This is a genomic window from uncultured Dysgonomonas sp. (genome assembly GCF_900079725.1).
GTDB lineage: Bacteria > Bacteroidota > Bacteroidia > Bacteroidales > Dysgonomonadaceae > Dysgonomonas.
Window position 1 is genome coordinate 3,087,793 of the sequence record NZ_LT599032.1, and the last position, 19,887, is coordinate 3,107,679.

The window sequence follows — 19,887 nt, forward strand, 5'->3', positions numbered from 1 at the left end:
ATGAGACATAATAAAAAATTTAATCATTTAGGGCGTACCAGCTCACACAGAAATGCCATGCTGGCTAATATGTGTGTATCTCTGATCATGAGCCCTAATAAACGTATCTTTACGACCGTGGCCAAAGCGAAAGCTTTGAAGAAGGTTATAGAGCCGATGATTACAAAATCGAAAGAAGATACAACACATTCGAGACGTCTGGTTTTCCAGGATCTTAAAATAAACAGCGATCAGACTAAAGCTGCCATAACTGAGTTGTTCCAGAACATATCTCAGAAAGTAGCTGACCGTCCGGGAGGATATACCCGTATCATCAAAACAGGTAATCGTTTGGGTGATAATGCATCTATGTGTTTTATCGAATTGGTAGACTATAACGAAAACATGTTGAAGGAGAAGAAAGCTGCATCGAAAGGTAGAACCCGTAGATCTAAGAAAGCTGCTGACCAACCTGAAGGCGCTGCGGCTCCTAAAGCAAAAGCGAAGGATGTAGTTGCTCCTGAAGCACCGGTTGTGGAAGAAGTAGAAGCATTAGAAGCTGCTCCGGGATCTTTGCCTGTAGTAGATGAAGTGGCTCCTGAAGCTCCTGCTACAGAAGAGAAGCCAAAGACTGAAGAATAAGAGGTTAATACTCTTGTTTATATAATAAAAAAAGTATCCTGATCAGGATACTTTTTTTTGCTTAATAAAAGCTAGCTCTTTTGTCGAATTATTGTTTTTAGAACATCACATAAGTAGCGAATGTGAATGTGAAGCCAAGTAGTTTGTAAAACTCTGTGTAAGGTTGGGAAGTCTGTCTATTCGCTAGTAGATATTTTTACTACTCTACAATTATAAGATGGCTAAATATGTAAAACGTTGCATAACGAATTAAAAAAAAATGAATAAATATTGCAAAGTTCTAATGTGTATTATCTAATTATTTATTAATGAGTATTTTGTGTGTTGTAAAAAATAATCATTTTATTGAAAATTTTACAGAAATACTTTCTCCGCTTTCATCAACAGCTATCAAACGGTGCTCTCCCTTAGCCGGACTATATTCCATTTTGTGGAATCCTTTCGTCTCTCCGATATATTGTCCATCCAGATGCCAAAATACCCGGTTTTGCGAAGAACGGTGAGCCAGTTCGAATATTAATTGGCCGGGAGTGCCATCCAATTGCTTGGGTAAGCTAATGATTGCATTCGGGAAAGGATAGATAAACTCCATCAATCTTATATCAGAGTCTTCCCTGCATTCGGGTGAATATGCAGGCAACGGACGGTATGCCGGGTGTTGCTCTTTGTAATACCATTCCCACGACGGAGGCAATATAAACCATGAAGTATGGATAATGCCTCTTTTACCTGCGCATTCGTCGTATACCTGATACTTCATATCTTCGGACAGATGTACCAATTTGTGGTAAGGGCAAACCGCACCGTTCAGTCCTTTTTTGCTTACCCATACCGTATCGGTTTCTGTATCGGGACAGTTCATGCTTTTCAGGCAGCCGCTTTCGTGGCATATTTCAACTCTTACAAGATCATTTTCCGGTCTGGCAAACCAGCGGCTTTGCGGCAGGACGTTGAATATATCGAACATCACCATACCTGCTGTGCGCGCACCTGTAAGTCCCGGACGGCCTTCTCCGTCGGAGTTTCCCACCCATACGCCCACAACGTATTTGGGGCTGATACCTACTGCCCACCCATCGCGGAAACCAAAACTGGTTCCCGTTTTCCAAGCTATTTTTTGTATAGAAGGGATAGAGCGCCAGTCTATCTCCTCGGGGCGGTTTACGTTTGTCAGAGCTTCGAAGGTTTGCCAGATAGCTCCTGCTGAAAATAATGGAGCAGGACTTCGATCTCCCTTTTCGTTATTATTCTCATTAAAAATATATGAGGGTTGCTTCATATCATAATACCGGCCTTCCTGGTTGAATATATTGAGCTGTTGGGCCATTTGCAGATACATGGTGCTGATGTCCCATAACTTGCCTTCTGCGCCTCCTAAAATGAGCGATAGGCCATAGTTGTCAGCAGTCCGACTGAGTGTGGTCATTCCTGCCCGTTTTAGGAGGTTGTAGAATTTAGGGACGCTATATTTGCGTAGCGAAACTACAAACGGTACATTGAGCGAACGGGCAAGCGCCTCAGAAGCATGTGCAGCTCCATCGTATTGCAGGCTGAAATTCTTTGGCGCAAAGCCATTCAGATTGATCGGTACATCGGGTAAGAGCTGATCAGGTAGTAGTTCGCCTTCCTGTAGCATCGCACAATATAGAAATGGTTTCAGTATACTCCCTGTACTACGTGGAGCCTGTATCACATCTACCTGATTAGCCGATGTGCTTTTTTCGAAGTCTACATTGCCGCAATAGGCCACTACCTCATTCTTTTCTACGTCGAATACTATAGCTGCTATATTCTTTATCCCGTTTTGTGAAAATTCGGCGTTCCACCGGCTGAGAACAGATTCGATACGTTCTTGTTGCGATTTGTCGATAGTAGCTGTTATATGCTTCCCTCCCTGTTCTTTATACAGGCGGGTAACAAGATGTGGCGCTACCTGTGGCAGGGGATGTGGCTGGAAGGGCAGGGGTTCGGATATCGCCAGCTCGTAATCCACCTTATCCAGTATTTCCCGTTGGTACAACAGCTCCAACAACCTGTTTCTTTTAGTAAGCAATTTGTCTCTGTTTTTACCAAAGTGCATCAGGGTAGGAGAGTTGGGCAGTACAGCAAGGGTGGCTGCTTCTGCCCAGGACAAAGTCGCCGCCTGATGTCCGAAATATCGCCACGACGCAGCCTCTATACCTACTACATTTCCACCCATAGGAGCATGTGAGGCGTACAGGTTAAGTATTTCGTTTTTCGAATATGAGAATTCGAGGCGGGTGGCGAGGATCATCTCAATGAATTTTTCGCCAAAGGTTCGGCTTTCTTTACGTGAGAGACGGATAGTCTGCATGGTTATAGTACTGGCACCGCTTACAATCCGTCCGCTACTGATGTTCTGTTTTATAGCACGGGCCAGAGCTAATGGATTTACGCCCCAGTGACGGTTGAAATGCCTGTCTTCGAATTCTATCAGACAGGTCTTGTATTTATCAGGTATGGAATCGGACGTGGGGAATCGCCATTGCTGGTCGTTGGCGATACGTGCGCCCAATAACTCTTCGTGCTTGTCCGAAACCACCGTGCTGTATGGTACATGGAACAGTGGCGATGGCAGACAGAATATATACCATACAAGTAAGACAAGGCACAGAGGAATACCGATTTGGTATTTCTTCTTTGCTCTCTTGTATCGTTCCCATTGGCGGATAAGGAAAGATTTTATAATTTGTAGGTATTGCCTTGCCATTCTTTCTATCTTTTTTCGATTCTTCTAATTTGTTAAAAGTTGACAAACTTGACACATTTTGTACAATTTGGAAGCTGTTATTTTTTTTAATTGTTAATTCAAAACTTTACAAAGTTGACACTTTTTACACTATATTTAATTGTTACTTTTTCTGTTCATTATTGTCTAATTTCCACTGATTATATTATAGATAAAGTTAAGTAAGAATATTACGATTGTAGAACATTCATTTTTTTATCTAACCTATTTAGAGTTAATATTCTGCAAATTCCATATACTTTACTGTAAATGTACAAAAGAAAAGAAAAAGATAAAATGTTTTCTTACTTTTGTATATTCATCAGATTTTGCGGATGGGAAAGGAGTCTTCAAGCTTTAGTATTTGGAAAATACTTGTGCCTACATTTATAGGCATGGGGGTTATCATCTATATGTTCAGCCGTGAATTTAATCTGGATGATCTCAGACAAATCACAATTACGGAACATACTATTTTCTGGATTTTTGTTGCTTTCTGTTTTATGTTGGGGCGCGATACCGGCTTTGTAATCCGTTACCGTTACCTTACCGAAAAGCAATTGTCGTGGAAACAATGTATCAAAGTTACCCTATTAGCCGAGTTTGGAACAGCTGTCACCCCTTCCGTAGTAGGGGGGTCGAGTATGGCTGTGCTATTTTTGGCAAAAGAGAAAATACCGGTCGGGCGCAGTACGGCAATGGTATTTGTGACTTTGCTGCTCGATGAGATGTTTTTCGTAGTCACCTTCCCTATGCTTCTGATATTTATCCCTTTCCATACCTTGTTTGCCGACAATACCGCTTTGGGCTCGGGGGTGTTGGTGCTTTTCATTGTTGCTTACATTATCAAGATGCTTCTGTGCACGTTACTGATAGTGGGGTTATTCTTCAAACCTCAGGCTATTCGTTGGCTGATAATAAAGATATTCAGGCTACCCTTTCTTCGTCGTTGGCACAAAAGTGCGGTTAAAGCCGGAGATGATCTTATTGTAAGCTCAAGGGAGATAAGAGGAAAGGCTTTTTCATACTGGTTTCCGCTGATAATGGCTACTATCTTGTCGTGGAGTTCACGTTATCTGGTAGTGAATGCTATTTTTATGGCATTCTTTCAGGTGCATGACAATCTGTTGATTTTTGCCCGTCAGTTTGTTATGTGGGTTGTTATGGTAGTTAGTCCTACACCCGGAGGAAGCGGGTTTACGGAATTTATATTCAAACAGTACCTGAGCGAATTTATACCATTGGCAGGTGTAGTACCTGTTATAATCCTGCTGTGGCGGCTACTTACTTACTACAATTACCTGTTTGTAGGTGCTGTAATTGTACCGGGATGGGTGAAGAAATCGTTTGGAAAGAAAGAGGATTGATTATATGAGCAACAGAAGGAACAGATCGACCAGAGGAATATTTACACTATGTTTAATAGCTGCATTGCTTTATATATCTTACCAGCGATTCTGGTATACGGAAGAAGAAAAAATAACGATGTTTTATGAAGATAACAGATTCTCTTTCGAATTGCTAAAAGATAAGATATCGACATCAAGTGAAGATGAAGATCTCAGAATAATAGACTCGTTGAAAAAGAAATTATCGGTGCGAAGATATTGGATAACATATGATACGGAGGATACTGCTATAATTCATTTGAATGTTGATTTTGAGAATTATATTCCTCCATTCGAATATCGATATTGTGTAAAAGGCCTTGAAGAATCAGAAAATAAAGAAGGTCCGACCTTAAAGAAATTGAATGATAACTGGGGTATATTCAGATGATATGAAAAAGAGTCTTTGTATATTATTTTCCTTGCTTTTCTTTATCGGCAGTCTCACTGGGCAGACTGTTGATACTATTGAGGTATTCAGTAAAAAGATGGAAAGGGATATAAAGAATCTGGTCATTCTTCCTGCCGGATATAACAGGCAGGACACCATAAAATATCCGGTACTCTATCTTCTTCATGGTGTACAGGCCGATCATACCTCATGGACGAAGGTTATAAGGAAAGAATTGCCTGATGACGTAACCAAATATAATATGATAATCGTATGCCCCAACGGGGAAAATAGCTGGTATCTCGATAGTTCGGTAAACCCTGCTTCACAATTCGAAACATACATAACAAAGGAACTGGTAGAGTCGATAGACAATAAATACAAAACAATACCCTCATCCTTGGCTCGTGCCATATCGGGATTCAGTATGGGCGGTTACGGGGCTTTGCGTCTGGCTATCCTTCATCCCGGTGTTTTCGGTGCATGTGGGTCTATGAGTGGCGCTGTGGATTTCCGTCCCTTCCCAAAGGTATATAAACTGAGTAGCCAGTTGGGTGGTTATGCCACAAATAAAAAACGATGGGATGAAAATGTTATTATCAACATGACTAATAAACTAAAGCCAAAAACTTTATCTATAATTATCGACTGTGGATTTGAAGATCAATTTCTGTATGTAAACGGACAGCTCCATCAGTCAATGCTAAATAAAGGTATTCAGCATGAATATATTGTAGAATCCGGAGGACATGACCGTAAATACTGGAACAAAGCTATTGTAAAACAACTACAGTTTTTCTTCGGCTTTTTTAATAAGAGTAACTGATAAACCGAATAACTAAATAATCTAACAAAAATGAAAAAACTATTTACAACTTTAACTTTGCTGGTAGCTATAGCCTGCCTGCCATTGTTTTCGCAAACAGTAGATACCATTCAGGTATTCAGTCCTAAGATGAATAAGACTATCAAAAATGTAGTCGTTCTGCCGGAAGGATATGACAAGAGTAATCCCGCGAAGTACCCGGTTCTTTACCTTTTGCATGGCTATGGAGGACGATATGACACGTGGGTAAACGGTACTAAAAAGAGTTTGCCTCAGGATGCTACGCGTTGGCAGATGATCGTGGTTTGCCCCGACGGGCAGAATAGCTGGTACTGGGATAGCCCTGTTGATCCGTCAATGCAATTTGAAACATATGTAAGCTCCGAGTTGATTAAGTATATAGATGAACATTACAATACTGTAGCTTCGCCAAAAGGGCGCGCTGTAACGGGTTTCAGTATGGGTGGTCATGGCGGCCTGTGGCTTGGAATCAATCATAATGATGTGTTTGGTGCATGCGGTTCTATGAGTGGAGGGGTAGATATCCGTCCTTTTCCCAACAATTGGGAAATGAAAAGCTGGCTTGGAAAATATAAAGAGAATGAAGAGCAATGGAATGAACATACTGTTATAGACCAATTGTATAAGATAGAGCCGAACTCACTGGCCATTATAATAGACTGTGGCGTGAATGACTTTTTTTATAATGTAAATGAAGAACTGCACAAGAAAATGTTGTATATGAATATTCCTCACGATTATATTGTACGTCCGGGAGCACATACACATGACTACTGGAACAATGCCGTGGATTATCAAATGATGTTTTTTTCAAAATTCTTTGGACGGAAATAACTATCTTTGAGCTTTAATCATATCAAATCGCTAAAGATTGGGATGAAAGATGTAATTATAGTCGACAGGCAGGATATCACACGTATTGGGATAGAAACCCTTATAAGTGATACCAACAAGGCATCATCTGTTCAGGTCGCCGACAGTAAGGGCGATCTGGTAAAGATGCTTACAACTACCCCCGATGCCGTTGTGATACTGGATTATACACTCTCCGATTTTGGGAGTGTGGACGAACTGCTAAATGTAGGCTACAGATTTTCTCAGTCCCGTTGGCTGTTGTTTTCCGAAGAGTTGAGTTATGACTTTCTCCGTCGCCTGATTATGAGCAGTGAGTCGTTTAGTGTCGTCCTGAAGTCATGCGAACTGGATGAGATAAATATGGGCTTGCTGCATATATTCCGTGGCGAACGTTTTATCTGCGGACGTGTTACGAATCAGCTTTTGCAAAGCCAGAAGCCTGTGACCGAATCGCTGGATCATATTCTTACTGTTACAGAGAAAGAAATACTCAAGGAGATAGCATTAGGACGGACTACGAAAGAAATAGCATCTAACCGCAATCTTAGCTTTCATACGATCATCACCCACCGAAAGAATATTTTCCGTAAACTGGAGGTAAACAATGTGCATGAGGCTATTAAGTATGCTATGCGTGCCGGACTGGTAGACCTCGCCGAATATTATATCTAGTCAAAGGAAAGATAAGGTGTAAGCCTTTTGATATCATCGTCACTAAATTCTTCAAGCAAGCGCAGGCGTTTTAGTGATTCTATCCTGCCTTTCCTTTCTCTGATGTCCACAATGATTTTAGCTTGCTTATAATCTATATAGGGATGTCTGATCAATTCGTTGAAGTCTGCCGAGTTGACTTTCATCTTCTTTACTTGGGGTATAAGTGTAATGTAAGGCATAATTTTGTCATACAATTCATTATCCAGTCCCCAGACCTCTTTCAGTTGTGTGATATCAGCAAAGCCTCCTAACAGGTTGCGATACTTGACTATCCGGTTTGCGAATCCGGTTCCTATCCCGGGTATCTTTTTCAGCGATGTGGTGTCGGCAGTATTAAGTTCTACAGTTCTCCCTGTCTCTAATTTTTTCTGATAGGGATAGTCCGATGCTTTATCTTTATTTTGCTCAGAGGGAGTAGAAACTGTATTACTATATAGAGTATCAGTATTTGTTATTACTCGTACTCCGGAAGGTTTAGCCTCTTCTTTATCTGCTTTTTGTTGTGGTCTGGTAAAAATATATATCCCTCCCGTAAGGGTGATAAGGACAAGCAGTAATATAATGGCGACTCTGTCCCGTTTCTGAAAGTATAAGTAGTCTTTCCAGTTCATCAAGGTTATTTATGTGTTGGAACACCAAAAGTAATAAAAAAAGTCTACGGATATGGCTCCCGTAGACTTTCCTTAAATTTTATATATCGGATATATTATAACCCTCTTTCGCTCAGATATCTCTCAGCTTCTATCGCCGCCTGACATCCTGTACCTGCGGCAGTAATAGCCTGGCGATAGTGCGAATCGGCTACGTCACCCGCTGCGAATACCCCCTCTATACATGTTTTAGGTGTACCAGGTTCGGTAAGGATATAACCTACAGAGTCGAGGTTAAGTTGGTCTTTAAATATATCTGTATTCGGTTTGTGACCAATGGCAAGGAAGAATCCGTCGATCTTGATATCAAATTTTTCTTCGTTTGCTTCTCCCTGATGTTTTACTATATGGGCTCCTTCAACACCGTTTTCACCGAATAGTCCTACAGCATTACACTCAAACAAAATTTCTATCTTAGGATTCTGCATTGCCCTGTCCTGCATTACTTTCGATGCGCGGAGATAAGGCTTGCGTACAATCAGATAGACTTTTTCTGCCAGTCCGGCCAAATATATAGCTTCTTCGCAGGCTGTGTCTCCTCCACCTACTACGGCTACCACTTTCTTGCGGTAGAAGAATCCGTCGCATGTTGCGCAGGCAGAAACTCCCATTCCTGCATATTTTGTTTCATCAGGTAATCCGAGATATTTAGCACTGGCTCCGGTAGCGATAATTACACTATCGGTTTCTATCACTTTTTCTCCATCGATAGTTACTTTACGGGGGTAACTGGTGAAATCTACAGATGTGGCAATTCCAAAACGAATATCGGCGCCAAAACGTGTAGCCTGCTTTTTCAGGTCTTCCATCAGTTCGGGGCCTGTGATACCCTCCGGATAACCGGGAAAATTCTCCACTTCGGTAGTTGTGGTCAACTGTCCTCCGGGTTGTATTCCTTCGTAAAGTACAGGTGATAGGTTTGCTCTTGATGCATAAATAGCAGCAGTATATCCTGCGGGACCTGAACCGATAATCAGGCAACGTACTTTTTCGTTCATGTTGTGAGATTTATATGTTTTGTTTATATTTAATGCAAATGTATAGAAAATATTTATTGACTCAAAGCTTATCTATATCATATTTTTTATAGTATGATAAACAGAATCTATTTATCTTAAATCGACAATTTCGGCTCTGGGAAAGTCCTTTTTATGGAACTGGAATACATCATCGTTCAAGTTGCTCCCCGCTTGGTAATTCTTAATAGTAAGTATGTTTTCTATACCGACTTTATCGGTGACTGTGATCTTTGAGAAGATATTACTTGCTTTATCTATTAATACGGCTATTTTAGTAAAATCTCCACCCTTTTTCTGAGGTATCAGTTCTACCTCATATAATGATTTGCCGTTCATCCTTTTTTCTCCTTTATACGACAGGTTAAATCCTTTTTTATATATATTGAATAACACCGAAGGGCTGATTGCCTGCAATTCTTCACCTGTAGGATTACTTATGTTCACCTCTTCGGTATCTTTTATATATACCCATTGGGTTGTTCCATCAAACCATGTAATGGCATCAGGGATTTCTATCCTGAATTTATTACCCTTCATAAAAGCTTTGCCATCATAACTGTGCATTGACTGAGCTTTTGTGTCTTTCGAATCCAGTGTGAAAGTTGCTGTAACAGCGCCTGCTTTATTATATGTTTCCGATGCTTTGTCTAATATCTCACGGGCATTTTGTGCAGATAATCCTACTGTGAATGTGATAAGGATAAATAATGCGAATAATTTGATTTTCATATCTCGTTCTGTTTAGTATACAAATATAGACAATTAATAAACAGAAAAGTTTAAATATAGCGGAAAGCAATTAGGAATTGTTTCTGAACAATTTTATACTACAATGATTCAACTACCGATTGGAATTATCTTCTAATTAAATGCACTCAACTTCTGTTCCAGGCTATACTCATCGGCAATCAGTACATCACGGGCTTTGCTGCCTTGTGTAGGGCCTACGATACCTGCAGCTTCAAGCTGGTCCATAAGGCGTCCGGCACGGTTGTATCCGATAGAGAATTTCCGCTGAATAAGTGAGGTTGAACCTTGTTGGTGTACGACTATCAGGCGTGCAGCTTCATCAAAGAGCGGATCACGGTCGTTAAGATCTATATTGCCTATTTTATCTTCTCCGCCTTCACCCACATATTCAGGTAATTCGAAAGCATGTGAATATCCTTGCTGGTTACCGATATACTGGGCTATTCCTTCTACCTCCGGAGTGTCTACAAAGGCGCATTGGATACGGACCAGATCACTACCTTGTGAAAAGAGTAAGTCTCCACGTCCTATCAGCTGGTTTGCACCGGACATATCCAGAATAGTACGCGAGTCTATCTGTGATGTAACACGGAAAGCCATGCGGGCAGGGAAGTTGGCCTTTATTGTACCCGTGATGATGTTTGTTGTCGGGCGCTGGGTGGCAATGACCATATGCATACCTACTGCACGAGCTTTCTGTGCTATACGGGCGATAGGCATTTCTATTTCTTTTCCGGCGGTCATAATCAGGTCGCCAAACTCGTCTATAATGATAACCAGGTATGGCAGGAAGCGGTGACCTTTCAACGGGTTCAAACGGCGCTTACGGAATTTTTCGTTATATTCTTTTATGTTACGCACTCCGGCATTCATCAACAATTCGTAGCGGTCGTCCATCTCCTTTGTCAGAGAGTTAAGGGTCTGGGTTACTTTGCTCACATCTGTGATAATGGCTTTTTCTGCATCAGGCAATTTTGCCAGATAGTGCTTCTCTATTGTAGAGTAAATGTTGAATTCCACCATTTTAGGGTCTACTAATACCATTTTCATCTCGGCCGGATGTTTCTTGTAAAGCAATGATGTGATGATGGCATTCAGCCCTACCGATTTTCCTTGTCCTGTAGCTCCGGCAACCAGTAAGTGCGGCATCTTGCAGAGGTCGAACATGAATATCTCATTAGTAATGGTTTTACCCAAAGCAACAGGCAGATCGTATGCGCATTCCTGAAACCTGCGGGAGGCAATCACCGACTGCATGGATACGATTTGCGGGTCTTTGTTTGGTACTTCTATCCCGATTGTGCCTTTACCCGGCATTGGTGCAATGATGCGAATACCTAAGGCTGATAAACTCAGGGCTATATCGTCTTCCAGATTACGGATTTTCGAAATTCGGACTCCGGCTTTCGGTACTATTTCATATAATGTGATTGTAGGTCCTACGGTTGCTTTGATAGAAGTGATTTCTATGCCATAATTTTGCAGGGTAGTTATAATCTTGCTCTTATTGGCATTCTGTTCTTCCATGTCCACTCCTTTGCCTGTGGTGTCATATATTTTCAGCAGTTCGGTAGATGGAAAATGGAAGTTGGACAGGTCTTTCGTCGGGTCGTAGTCCTCCATCTCTTCACCTTCGGGCAACATATCGGTATCTCCATCGAGGGCCGGTAAAACAGGTTCTGCTGGTTTTGGAGGATGTGTCTCTGTATTTCTTACTGGCTGAATAAATTCTTCATCTTTCGGTACAACAATCTCGAAGTCCTGATCTATTTTTACAGTTGTCGCAGTCTTTTTTGGTTTTGTATTTTCTATTGTGCGTATTTCGGAATCTTCGTCAAGGATATCTCTATTGTCTTCATCTTCAGTAGCCTTGTCCTCTTTTTTTCTTTTAAAGAAGCTAAACCAGCTTTTCTTTTCTTTCACAGGTTCTTCTTCCTCTATTTCTTCTTCATAGAAATTTTCAAGTTCAGGATCTATATCCTGTGCTGAATTATTTTTCAACGGATTTTTGAACAGCCCCCGGAAAAACTCCATAGATGCCTTTTTAGTAATAATGAGGAATATAATCAGTAATAAGACGATAATCATCAGTACGCCGGGTATTCCCAGTGCGGCTTCCAGGGTTTGTTCAATGTATTGCCCGTGTGCTCCGCCCCATATAATATGGCTGTCGGGGAAAATCCGGGATAAGGTAAAGGCACTTGTTATAGAACCCCAGATCATGGCGAAAGCCATAAGCAGGAATGTACGGATGGCGGATATGTTTATTACCCGCATCATTTTTAGTCCCATCAGTATAAAATAGACAGGGATCAGTAATGAAAAAATCCCGAACCACTGGTTTATAAATTTCTCTGCTATAAAAGCGCCGGCAACACCTGTCCAGTTGGATATCTGTTGCTTATGGGATATGAGGTCGAAGAAATATCTGTTTACAACCTTGCTTTGGTCGGCGGCTCCGGTAACGAAGAATGATACCTGCCCCAATAATATATATGCTCCGATAAATGCAAGGCATACGCCTAACAGGAATCTGGTGCGTTCTTTTTTTATAAACTCTAAAAATTGAGCGCCTTTACTAGGGGTTTTCTTTTTCTGGACTGTTTTTTTAGCCATATGGTGAAGTGAGACGAATACTCTTTATCTCTTTAATTTTTTGTAATAATATAGAACACAAATATAACGCTTTTTTAGAAAGGAACGACGCAGCCTTTTTTTATCTTTTGTAAAAGAATTTAAAATTAAAAGAATACAAAATTTATAATATCTGGTACTTTTTTATTAAAAAAGCGAATTTAAATTAAACCTTTTCTAATTAATAGAGTCAGACATGTCAGGTAAATAAAAATTAGATATAAGGAAATAATGAAAAGGAATATTCCCCTGCTTCTCTTTTTGTGCATGTTTTTTCAATTGAGTGTACAATCCCAGACGATAAATATAACAGGGACCGTATTTGATGACGGTACCAAAGAAGAAATTGAATTGGCGAGCATCCGTGTGCTGAATGTAAAGGATAGTGCTTATGTGACAGGTGCCGCTACGAATGCAACAGGAAAATTCAGTGTAGCTGTAAAACCGGGGAACTATCTGGTTCATGTTTCGTTTCTTGGCTATCTGGAGCAATATTTTGCTGTAAATACAAGGACGAAAACCGCAATAGGAAATGTATATCTGAAAGAAGACGGTATTTTGTTGAGTGAGGCCACAGTAGAAGCCAAAGCTCCTGAAATAATTATAAAGGGGGATACTGCAGAATATAATGCTGCGGCATATAAGGTACAGGAAAGTGCGGTGTTGGGCGATCTTATAAAGAAAATACCCGGAGCAGAGATAGATTCGGATGGTAAAATAACCGTAAACGGAAAAGATATATCCAAGATTCTTGTAGATGGAAAAGAGTTTTTTAGTGAAGATCCTAAGACCGCATCCGAGAATTTACCGGCCAAAATGGTAGAGAAATTACAGGTACTGGATCAAAAATCAGATATGGCCCTACTTACAGGCTTCGATGATGGTGAAGAGCAAACTGTGATAAATCTGGTAGTAAAGCCCGGAATGAAAGAAGGAGTGATGGGTACGGTATCGGGGGGATATGGAAATAAAGACCGATACGAAGCTAATGGATTTGTCAATGTGGCCAGAGGGGACAACCGTCTTTCGGCTCTGGGCAATTTCAATAATAATAACAATGCCGGCGGTGGCGGTGGCGGCGGACGTGGCTGGGGAAACAACAGAGGACTCACCGAAACAACAATGGGAGGAGTGAATGTTGCCATGGAGCCTTCCAAGAAATTTAAGTATGACGGTGATGCCCAGTACAGGGGTACTGATAATAATGTGGAAACGACAAGCAACACGACATATACAAGCAGTGATATGATTGAAAATAGGACTTCGTCGCAGAACAACAATAATAAGAACATGAATGGCAGGTTCAAGTTTGAATGGGCACCCGACAGCTTGACTAATATCATATTTCGCCCCAACCTTTCATATTCGAAATCGAATCAGTTTTCTATGAGTGAGTCGGAGCGTACAACTGCTTCCAGCGAAAAAGATAACTTCCGCGCTAACTCGGAATCGTCATCCGATGGGCATACCCTTCGGTTGGATGGAAATTTATTGGTAAACAGAAAATTGAATAGTAAAGGGAGATCTGTTACAGTAGAACTGTCCGGCGGATTGTCAGATGGGGATACAGATGGTATCACTTATTCAATAACGGATTATTATAATGCAGGCGAATCGAGAATACAGGATCAGATCTATAACCAAAAAAATAATAGTTACAACTGGCGTGCACGGTTATCTTATCTGGAGCCTATCGGACGTAATAATTTCCTGGAACTGGCCTATAACATAAGAAATACTCATTCCGAAACGGATAAAAAAACATATGAGAAGGATGCTTCGGGAAAATATACGGTTATAGCAGAAGATTATACCCGTAATACAAAAAATGATTTCCTTAATCAGAATATATCGTTAAACTTTCAGGCCCGCCGTCAGAAGTATAATTATACTGTTGGCGTGGGGTTGGAGCCATCGCGTTCCCAAACTTCCGTTACACAGCCAAATATGGAGGAAAATAGAGACAGGGCAAGGAATTTTGTGAATTTTGCTCCGCGTCTGGAACTAAATTATTTGTGGGATAAACGCCATAACCTCCGGATAAGATATAATGGACAAACCAGTCAGGCATCAACAGATCAGCTCTATGATGGTATCATCTCACAGAGTGCAACCGATACTACTCGGGGTAATCCTAATCTGAAACCAAGTTTCGAACACAGGTTGAATATACGTTATCAAAAATACATCCCGGAAAAAGCATCGTCGATAATGAGTTTTGCAGATGTGAGATATACGACGAATGCCATAGCAAGTATTACACGTATCGGAGAGGGTAATAGCCGGAATACTACTTATGAGAATATCGATGGAAATATGACGGGACGGCTCATGTTTATGTACAACACTCCGTTGAGGAACAAGCGCTTTTCTATTAATACACGTACATTCGGTAACTATAACCGTGATAATACATTCATATCGGATCGTGACGGGGGAGACCCTCAAAAGAATACGGCCAATACATATAGTATCAGTGAAGGTCTTGGGTTAAAGTTTAACTCTGATAAATTTCAATTCAATATCAGAGGTAATATTTCTTACGAGAATACCAGAAATTCCTTGTCATCTACACAGAATGAATCGCTTAAAAATCAGGAGATTTATAATTATGGCGGAGGGGGTGATTTTTCCTGGTATCTGCCATATAATTTTGTCCTTGAAAGCGATTTGAACTATTCATCCAATTCGGGATATACCGGAGGCTATCAGGAAAATTCATGGATATGGAATGCTTCTCTGGCCAAAGAGTTTAATATAAAGATTAAGAAAGAATCAGGAGCTGTCAGCCTTCCGGCGACTTTACGCTTTAAGATATATGATATACTTCAGGATCAGAGCAACATCTCCCGTAGTTCGAATGCCAACAATATAACTTATAGTACTTATAATACTATTAGCAGTTATTTCATGGTGGGGCTTACTATTCGTTTCCAATCCTTTAAAGGCGGGGCGAAGAGCAGCGATATGGAAGGTCCTGGTGGAGGACGCCGATTTGGTCCCGGTGGAGGTAGAGGTCCCGGTGGCCCGATGTTCTAACTATATAATCAAATCCGTAACAAATGTTGCGGATTTTTTAGTTATAATATTTTTCTATTGCATATATATAATACCTATATGTAGGTATTGTTATTTCTGTATATACCTAGTAATGGTGATTGCCCGGAAAGTCCGTTTTTTTTAGCTTTGCACCTCAACTAAAAAGCTATTTATCATTATACCGCAAATTAATGCGTAACAGTTATTCGTTAACAGTCAGTAAGTTTGGTTTATTGATTGTAACCGTATTATATCTGGGATCTATCAATTTCTTTCATCATATCCATAAGATTGATGATACTATGATCCTCCATTCGCATCCCTATAAAAAAGGGTGTGATGGTAAACCGGCGCATACGCATACAAAAACAGAATTACAATTAATACAGCATTTATCAGCATTTGAAGTAATAGACTTATCGGCATCTATTGTCGACTTAAGTATTCCTTTTGTTAAACCGGTCGTACTTCTTGCATATTCGAGTGCTGTACTTCATTTTCAGTATCATAGCGGATGTTTTCTTCTGCGTCCCCCTCCTTTTTTATAATCCGGCATCCGGAACCAGACTTTACTTTTACAGATACTGATTAATTTAAAAATAAAAGATGAAAAAACATATAATAGTATTATTTATGCTAATACTGTCTGCAGGAGTAATGCAGGCTAATCTGGTGCGTACCGACGCCAATATTTTCGGACATGTGGTTAATAGTAAGACGGGGCAACATATTTCGTATATTAATATTATCCTTAAAAATACAACAATAGGGGTTGCTACAGATGCAACCGGACATTATACGTTGAAGAACTTGCCCGAAGGAACATTTACGGTGGTTGCTGAAGGTATCGGGTTCAAGCCTCAGGAAAAAGAAGTGGAACTAAAGCGGGGGAAATCGATAGAGGTGAACTTTGAAATAGAAGAAGATGCACTGAATCTTAACGAAGTTGTTGTTACAGCAGGCCGTACTTCTCAAAAAAGGACTGAAGCCCCTGTGATAGTAAACACTATCAGTACCAAGATGCTGGAAACAACTCAGTCGGTCGTATTAGGAGAAGGTTTGAATTACTGCACAGGGCTACGTTATGAAAACGACTGTCAGAATTGTGGCTTTTCCCAAATACGTATGAATGGCATGGAAGGTCCTTATTCCCAGATACTGATAAACAGCCGTCCTATATTTAGCGGGCTTGCCGGAGTTTATGGTTTGGAACTGATTCCGGCTAATATGCTGGAACGTATAGAAGTTGTACGTGGCGGAGGCTCGGTACTTTATGGGTCGAATGCTATTGCCGGAACAATCAATCTGATACTGAAAGACCCGAAAACGAATTCGTTTGAAGCCGGATTTAATACCTCTCTGATTGGTACAGGTATAAGTGGCTCTAATGGCCCGGCAGCCGATTATAATGCAACAATGAATGCAACTCTGGTTACAGAAGATCATAAGACCGGAATTTCGGTATTCGGCAATATGCGTGACCGTAAAATGTTTGATGCGAATGATGATAGTTTTTCCGAAATAGCACCAATGAAAAACACTGTTATTGGTACCCGTATATTTCATCGTCCCGGATACAGGAACAAAATAAGCCTCGACTTCTTTAATATCCGTGAACAGCGCAAAGGAGGGAATAAACAGGACTATCCTGATCATGAACGTGATATCTCGGAATCGGTGAAGCATGATATGGTGACAGGGGCATTGACCTATGAGCAATATCTGCGGGAGAGTGACCTGCTTACTGTATTTGCCTCGGGACAATATCTGGACAGAGACTCATACTATGGGGCTAACCAATCGTTAAGCGACTATGGTAATACAAAAGATAAAACATTTAATATAGGTGCTCAATATAAGGCTTCGGTAAATGATATTTCAACTCTCATAGGAGGAGTAGAACACACAGGTTCGCATCTGACTGATAAGAAGCTGGGATATCCTGAATACAAGGTGAATGATGACGGTGAAATAGAAACAACGCATGTTCCTAATCGTATCGTGTCCGACCAGTCACTTTCTACTACAGGTGCTTTTGCTCAATATGAGATAAAGGTAGGAAAAGCAAAGTTTCTGGCCGGAGCACGTATAGAACATTATTCTATCAACGATAAACAAACAGATAGTGACAAATCGGGGACTGTGCTTGTACCTCGGGCAAGTGTAATGTATGACCTTACAGATTATCTGCAAACCCGTCTCGGTTTTTCGAGAGGTTACCGTGCTCCGCAAATATTCGATGAGGATCTTCATATCGAGACATCGGGTTCGCGTCAGGTGATAAATAAGAATGATCCGGACCTGAAACAGGAAAACAGTTCCAGTTTTACTTTGTCTTTCGATTTCAATAAAAAGTTGGGAGGGATCAATACCAATATCCTGATAGAAGGCTTTTACAATAAATTGCATAACCCCTTCAGGAATGAAATAGGTGAACCGGATGAGAATGGTACAGTGATATATACCCGTATCAATTCAAAAGATGGGGCGTCGGTACAAGGTTTGAATCTGGAACTGAAGGTAATGCCATCGGATAAGCTGAGTGTGAGTGCCGGATTTACGATTCAATCCAGTAAGTATAAGACAGCTGAGGAGACCTTTGGAGAAAAGAACTTTTTCAGAACGCCGGATACATATGGTTTCTTTACTGTGGATTGGGAGTTTGCACGCAATTTTGGTGTGTCTGCAACAGGTAATTATACAGGTAGGATGTTGGTTCCATATTTTGGAGTTGATTTGCCGGAGGGAGAGGCCCGTGATGCCGGGGAACTGCGCAAGTCAAAAACATTTTTCGACGCAGGTCTTAAGTTTCATTACGATATGAGAATAACAGGTGGTGTGACAGTTGAATGGTTTGCCGGCATGAAGAATATATTCAATTCTTATCAAAAAGACTTTGATAAAGGTATCGACCGGGATCCTTCTTATATTTACGGACCAAGTTTGCCTCGCACTGTGTTTCTCGGATTTAAAATAGGTAATTTACTATAATCAATCGTATATATTTAAATGAAAATAAGGTTGCTAATTGTTGGCAACCTTATTTTTTATTTTCTAGAGGATTTATTTCTGAGTAAGTAGCTCGTCTTTGATCTTGTTATCTACTGTTTCTTGCTTTATTGATAGGAACTCGTTGCTATCATTATATATGTATGTGTAAATGCTTGATTTATTAGCCCAGTCTTTTTGCTTGTTATTCCATTTCGTGATGGTTATAACACTCGCTTTGTCAGACTTGTTATATCTGTATTCAAACTTAGCAAGGTTTATCCATCCGCCTTTATCATTCCATTTTTGTATTGTTCTTTCCAGAAGTCTGCCTTTTTCGTCATAGAAGTAAGAGGTTTTCTTGAAAGGGATGGAAGTTTTGTCATCAAGCGTAACATATTCTTTCTTTACGCCTAATTCATTATTTTCCATATTACTGTAAGTTATTACGTCTTTGGCATTAAGATTCATTATTGAAACTAATACTGCGAATACTGAAGTTAAAATAGTTGTTTTCATAATTGTATGTTTTATAGTTATAATTTGTATCTCTTGTTCACAATATAATATACCAATTCTGTGCCAAAATCTTTAGATTGCTGATATATAAAATGTTATATGATTGGTTGTTTTTTGTACTGTAAATATTTTTTACATAAGTGTCCATTTTTGATACAATTCAGTTTTTCTATCTGTCAGGGAAATAAGTAAGGCTACCTTCTCAGGCAGCCTTACATTGTTGTTGTTTTAATCCTAACTTATTTTTGGGTAATGAAGTTATTATCGTTATTCGCCCTGTTTTGTATATTGATTTGTTCTAAAGAGAGAAGTTCATCATTTTCATCATATATGTGGGCAATGAAAGATGATTTGCCTGCCCAGTTGCTTGTTTCTTTATTCCATTCGGTGTAAGTCAAACCTGATACTTTGTTTGCGCTTGTGTATTGGTATTCATATTTAGCAGTGTTTACCCATCCCGTTTCATTGTTCCATACACTTACGGTTTTTTCAGTTATATTACCCTTTCTGTCATAAAGGTAGCACCCTTTGCTTTCGGGTTTCGAAGTTTCTTTGTTTATGGTAACATATTCTTTCTTTACACCTGATTCATTATTTTCTACATTGCTGTAGGTTATTACATTTTTAGCACTTAAGTTCATTGTTGAAACTAATACTGCGAATACTGAAGTTATAATAGTTGTTCTCATAGTTGTATTATTTATTGGTTGTTGTAATTACTAT

16 protein-coding genes are annotated in these 19,887 nt (G+C 40.1%); 9 read left to right on the top strand and 7 right to left on the bottom strand.

Features of this window, described 5'->3' with window-relative positions; all coding sequences use genetic code 11:
- On the top strand, positions 1 to 621 hold the full coding sequence (gene rplQ, locus QZL88_RS12975; protein ID WP_296941761.1) for a 50S ribosomal protein L17: 621 nt from the start codon (positions 1 to 3) through the stop codon (positions 619 to 621).
- A 337-nt stretch (positions 622 to 958) separates the two neighbouring features.
- Here rplQ and pbpC read toward each other — a convergent pair whose 3' ends face one another.
- The gene (gene pbpC / locus QZL88_RS12980; RefSeq protein WP_296941763.1) at positions 959 to 3,352 is read right to left on the bottom strand and encodes a penicillin-binding protein 1C; all 2,394 of its coding nucleotides are present in this window, start codon (positions 3,350 to 3,352) and stop codon (positions 959 to 961) included.
- Positions 3,353 to 3,747: 395 nt separating this feature from the next.
- Here pbpC and QZL88_RS12985 point away from each other — a divergent pair, with 395 nt between their 5' ends.
- From QZL88_RS12985 to QZL88_RS13005, 5 genes are read left to right on the top strand one after another with little or no spacing between them, the layout of a single operon-like run.
- Positions 3,748 to 4,737 (top strand): lysylphosphatidylglycerol synthase transmembrane domain-containing protein, encoded by a 990-nt coding sequence (locus tag QZL88_RS12985; protein WP_296941765.1) that lies wholly within the window; start codon positions 3,748 to 3,750, stop codon positions 4,735 to 4,737.
- A 4-nt stretch (positions 4,738 to 4,741) separates the two neighbouring features.
- Complete coding sequence (locus QZL88_RS12990) at positions 4,742 to 5,149, top strand: hypothetical protein (RefSeq protein WP_296941766.1); 408 nt, start codon at positions 4,742 to 4,744, stop codon at positions 5,147 to 5,149.
- A gap of 1 nt (position 5,150) precedes the next feature.
- On the top strand, positions 5,151 to 5,975 hold the full coding sequence (locus QZL88_RS12995; RefSeq protein WP_296941767.1) for an alpha/beta hydrolase family protein: 825 nt from the start codon (positions 5,151 to 5,153) through the stop codon (positions 5,973 to 5,975).
- A gap of 30 nt (positions 5,976 to 6,005) precedes the next feature.
- The gene (locus QZL88_RS13000) at positions 6,006 to 6,830 is read left to right on the top strand and encodes an alpha/beta hydrolase family protein (protein WP_296941768.1); all 825 of its coding nucleotides are present in this window, start codon (positions 6,006 to 6,008) and stop codon (positions 6,828 to 6,830) included.
- 42 nt (positions 6,831 to 6,872) lie between these two features.
- Complete coding sequence (locus tag QZL88_RS13005) at positions 6,873 to 7,523, top strand: response regulator transcription factor (RefSeq protein ID WP_296941770.1); 651 nt, start codon at positions 6,873 to 6,875, stop codon at positions 7,521 to 7,523.
- Here the strand turns inward: QZL88_RS13005 and QZL88_RS13010 are convergent.
- The 4 genes from QZL88_RS13010 to QZL88_RS13025 form a co-directional block, all read right to left on the bottom strand.
- Complete coding sequence (locus tag QZL88_RS13010; RefSeq protein ID WP_296941772.1) at positions 7,520 to 8,176, bottom strand: helix-hairpin-helix domain-containing protein; 657 nt, start codon at positions 8,174 to 8,176, stop codon at positions 7,520 to 7,522. The two genes, QZL88_RS13005 and QZL88_RS13010, sit on opposite strands and share 4 nt — an antisense overlap.
- A gap of 95 nt (positions 8,177 to 8,271) precedes the next feature.
- A complete protein-coding gene (gene trxB, locus QZL88_RS13015) occupies positions 8,272 to 9,213 on the bottom strand; it encodes a thioredoxin-disulfide reductase (protein ID WP_296941774.1) in 942 nt (313 codons plus the stop codon).
- Between the two features lie 111 nt (positions 9,214 to 9,324).
- Positions 9,325 to 9,963: a LolA-like putative outer membrane lipoprotein chaperone gene (locus tag QZL88_RS13020; protein ID WP_296941775.1), complete on the bottom strand. Its 639-nt coding sequence runs from the start codon at positions 9,961 to 9,963 to the stop codon at positions 9,325 to 9,327.
- 132 nt (positions 9,964 to 10,095) lie between these two features.
- Positions 10,096 to 12,600: a DNA translocase FtsK gene (locus tag QZL88_RS13025; RefSeq protein WP_296941777.1), complete on the bottom strand. Its 2,505-nt coding sequence runs from the start codon at positions 12,598 to 12,600 to the stop codon at positions 10,096 to 10,098.
- A 249-nt stretch (positions 12,601 to 12,849) separates the two neighbouring features.
- Here QZL88_RS13025 and QZL88_RS13030 point away from each other — a divergent pair, with 249 nt between their 5' ends.
- From QZL88_RS13030 to QZL88_RS13040, 3 genes are all read left to right on the top strand, one after another.
- Positions 12,850 to 15,657: a TonB-dependent receptor gene (locus tag QZL88_RS13030; protein WP_296941779.1), complete on the top strand. Its 2,808-nt coding sequence runs from the start codon at positions 12,850 to 12,852 to the stop codon at positions 15,655 to 15,657.
- A 191-nt stretch (positions 15,658 to 15,848) separates the two neighbouring features.
- On the top strand, positions 15,849 to 16,205 hold the full coding sequence (locus tag QZL88_RS13035; RefSeq protein ID WP_296941781.1) for a hypothetical protein: 357 nt from the start codon (positions 15,849 to 15,851) through the stop codon (positions 16,203 to 16,205).
- Positions 16,206 to 16,263: 58 nt separating this feature from the next.
- Complete coding sequence (locus QZL88_RS13040) at positions 16,264 to 18,648, top strand: TonB-dependent receptor (RefSeq protein ID WP_296941783.1); 2,385 nt, start codon at positions 16,264 to 16,266, stop codon at positions 18,646 to 18,648.
- Positions 18,649 to 18,720: 72 nt separating this feature from the next.
- Here the strand turns inward: QZL88_RS13040 and QZL88_RS13045 are convergent, their stop codons facing one another.
- Together QZL88_RS13045 and QZL88_RS13050 are read right to left on the bottom strand one after the other, a co-directional pair.
- Positions 18,721 to 19,164 carry a DUF3836 domain-containing protein gene (locus tag QZL88_RS13045; RefSeq protein WP_296941785.1) on the bottom strand — a complete coding sequence of 148 codons (444 nt, stop codon included), beginning with the start codon at positions 19,162 to 19,164 and terminating at the stop codon, positions 18,721 to 18,723.
- Positions 19,165 to 19,403: 239 nt separating this feature from the next.
- Entirely contained in the window at positions 19,404 to 19,853 is a 450-nt protein-coding gene (locus QZL88_RS13050; protein WP_296941787.1) for a DUF3836 domain-containing protein, read from the bottom strand.
- Positions 19,854 to 19,887 lie beyond the last annotated feature (34 nt).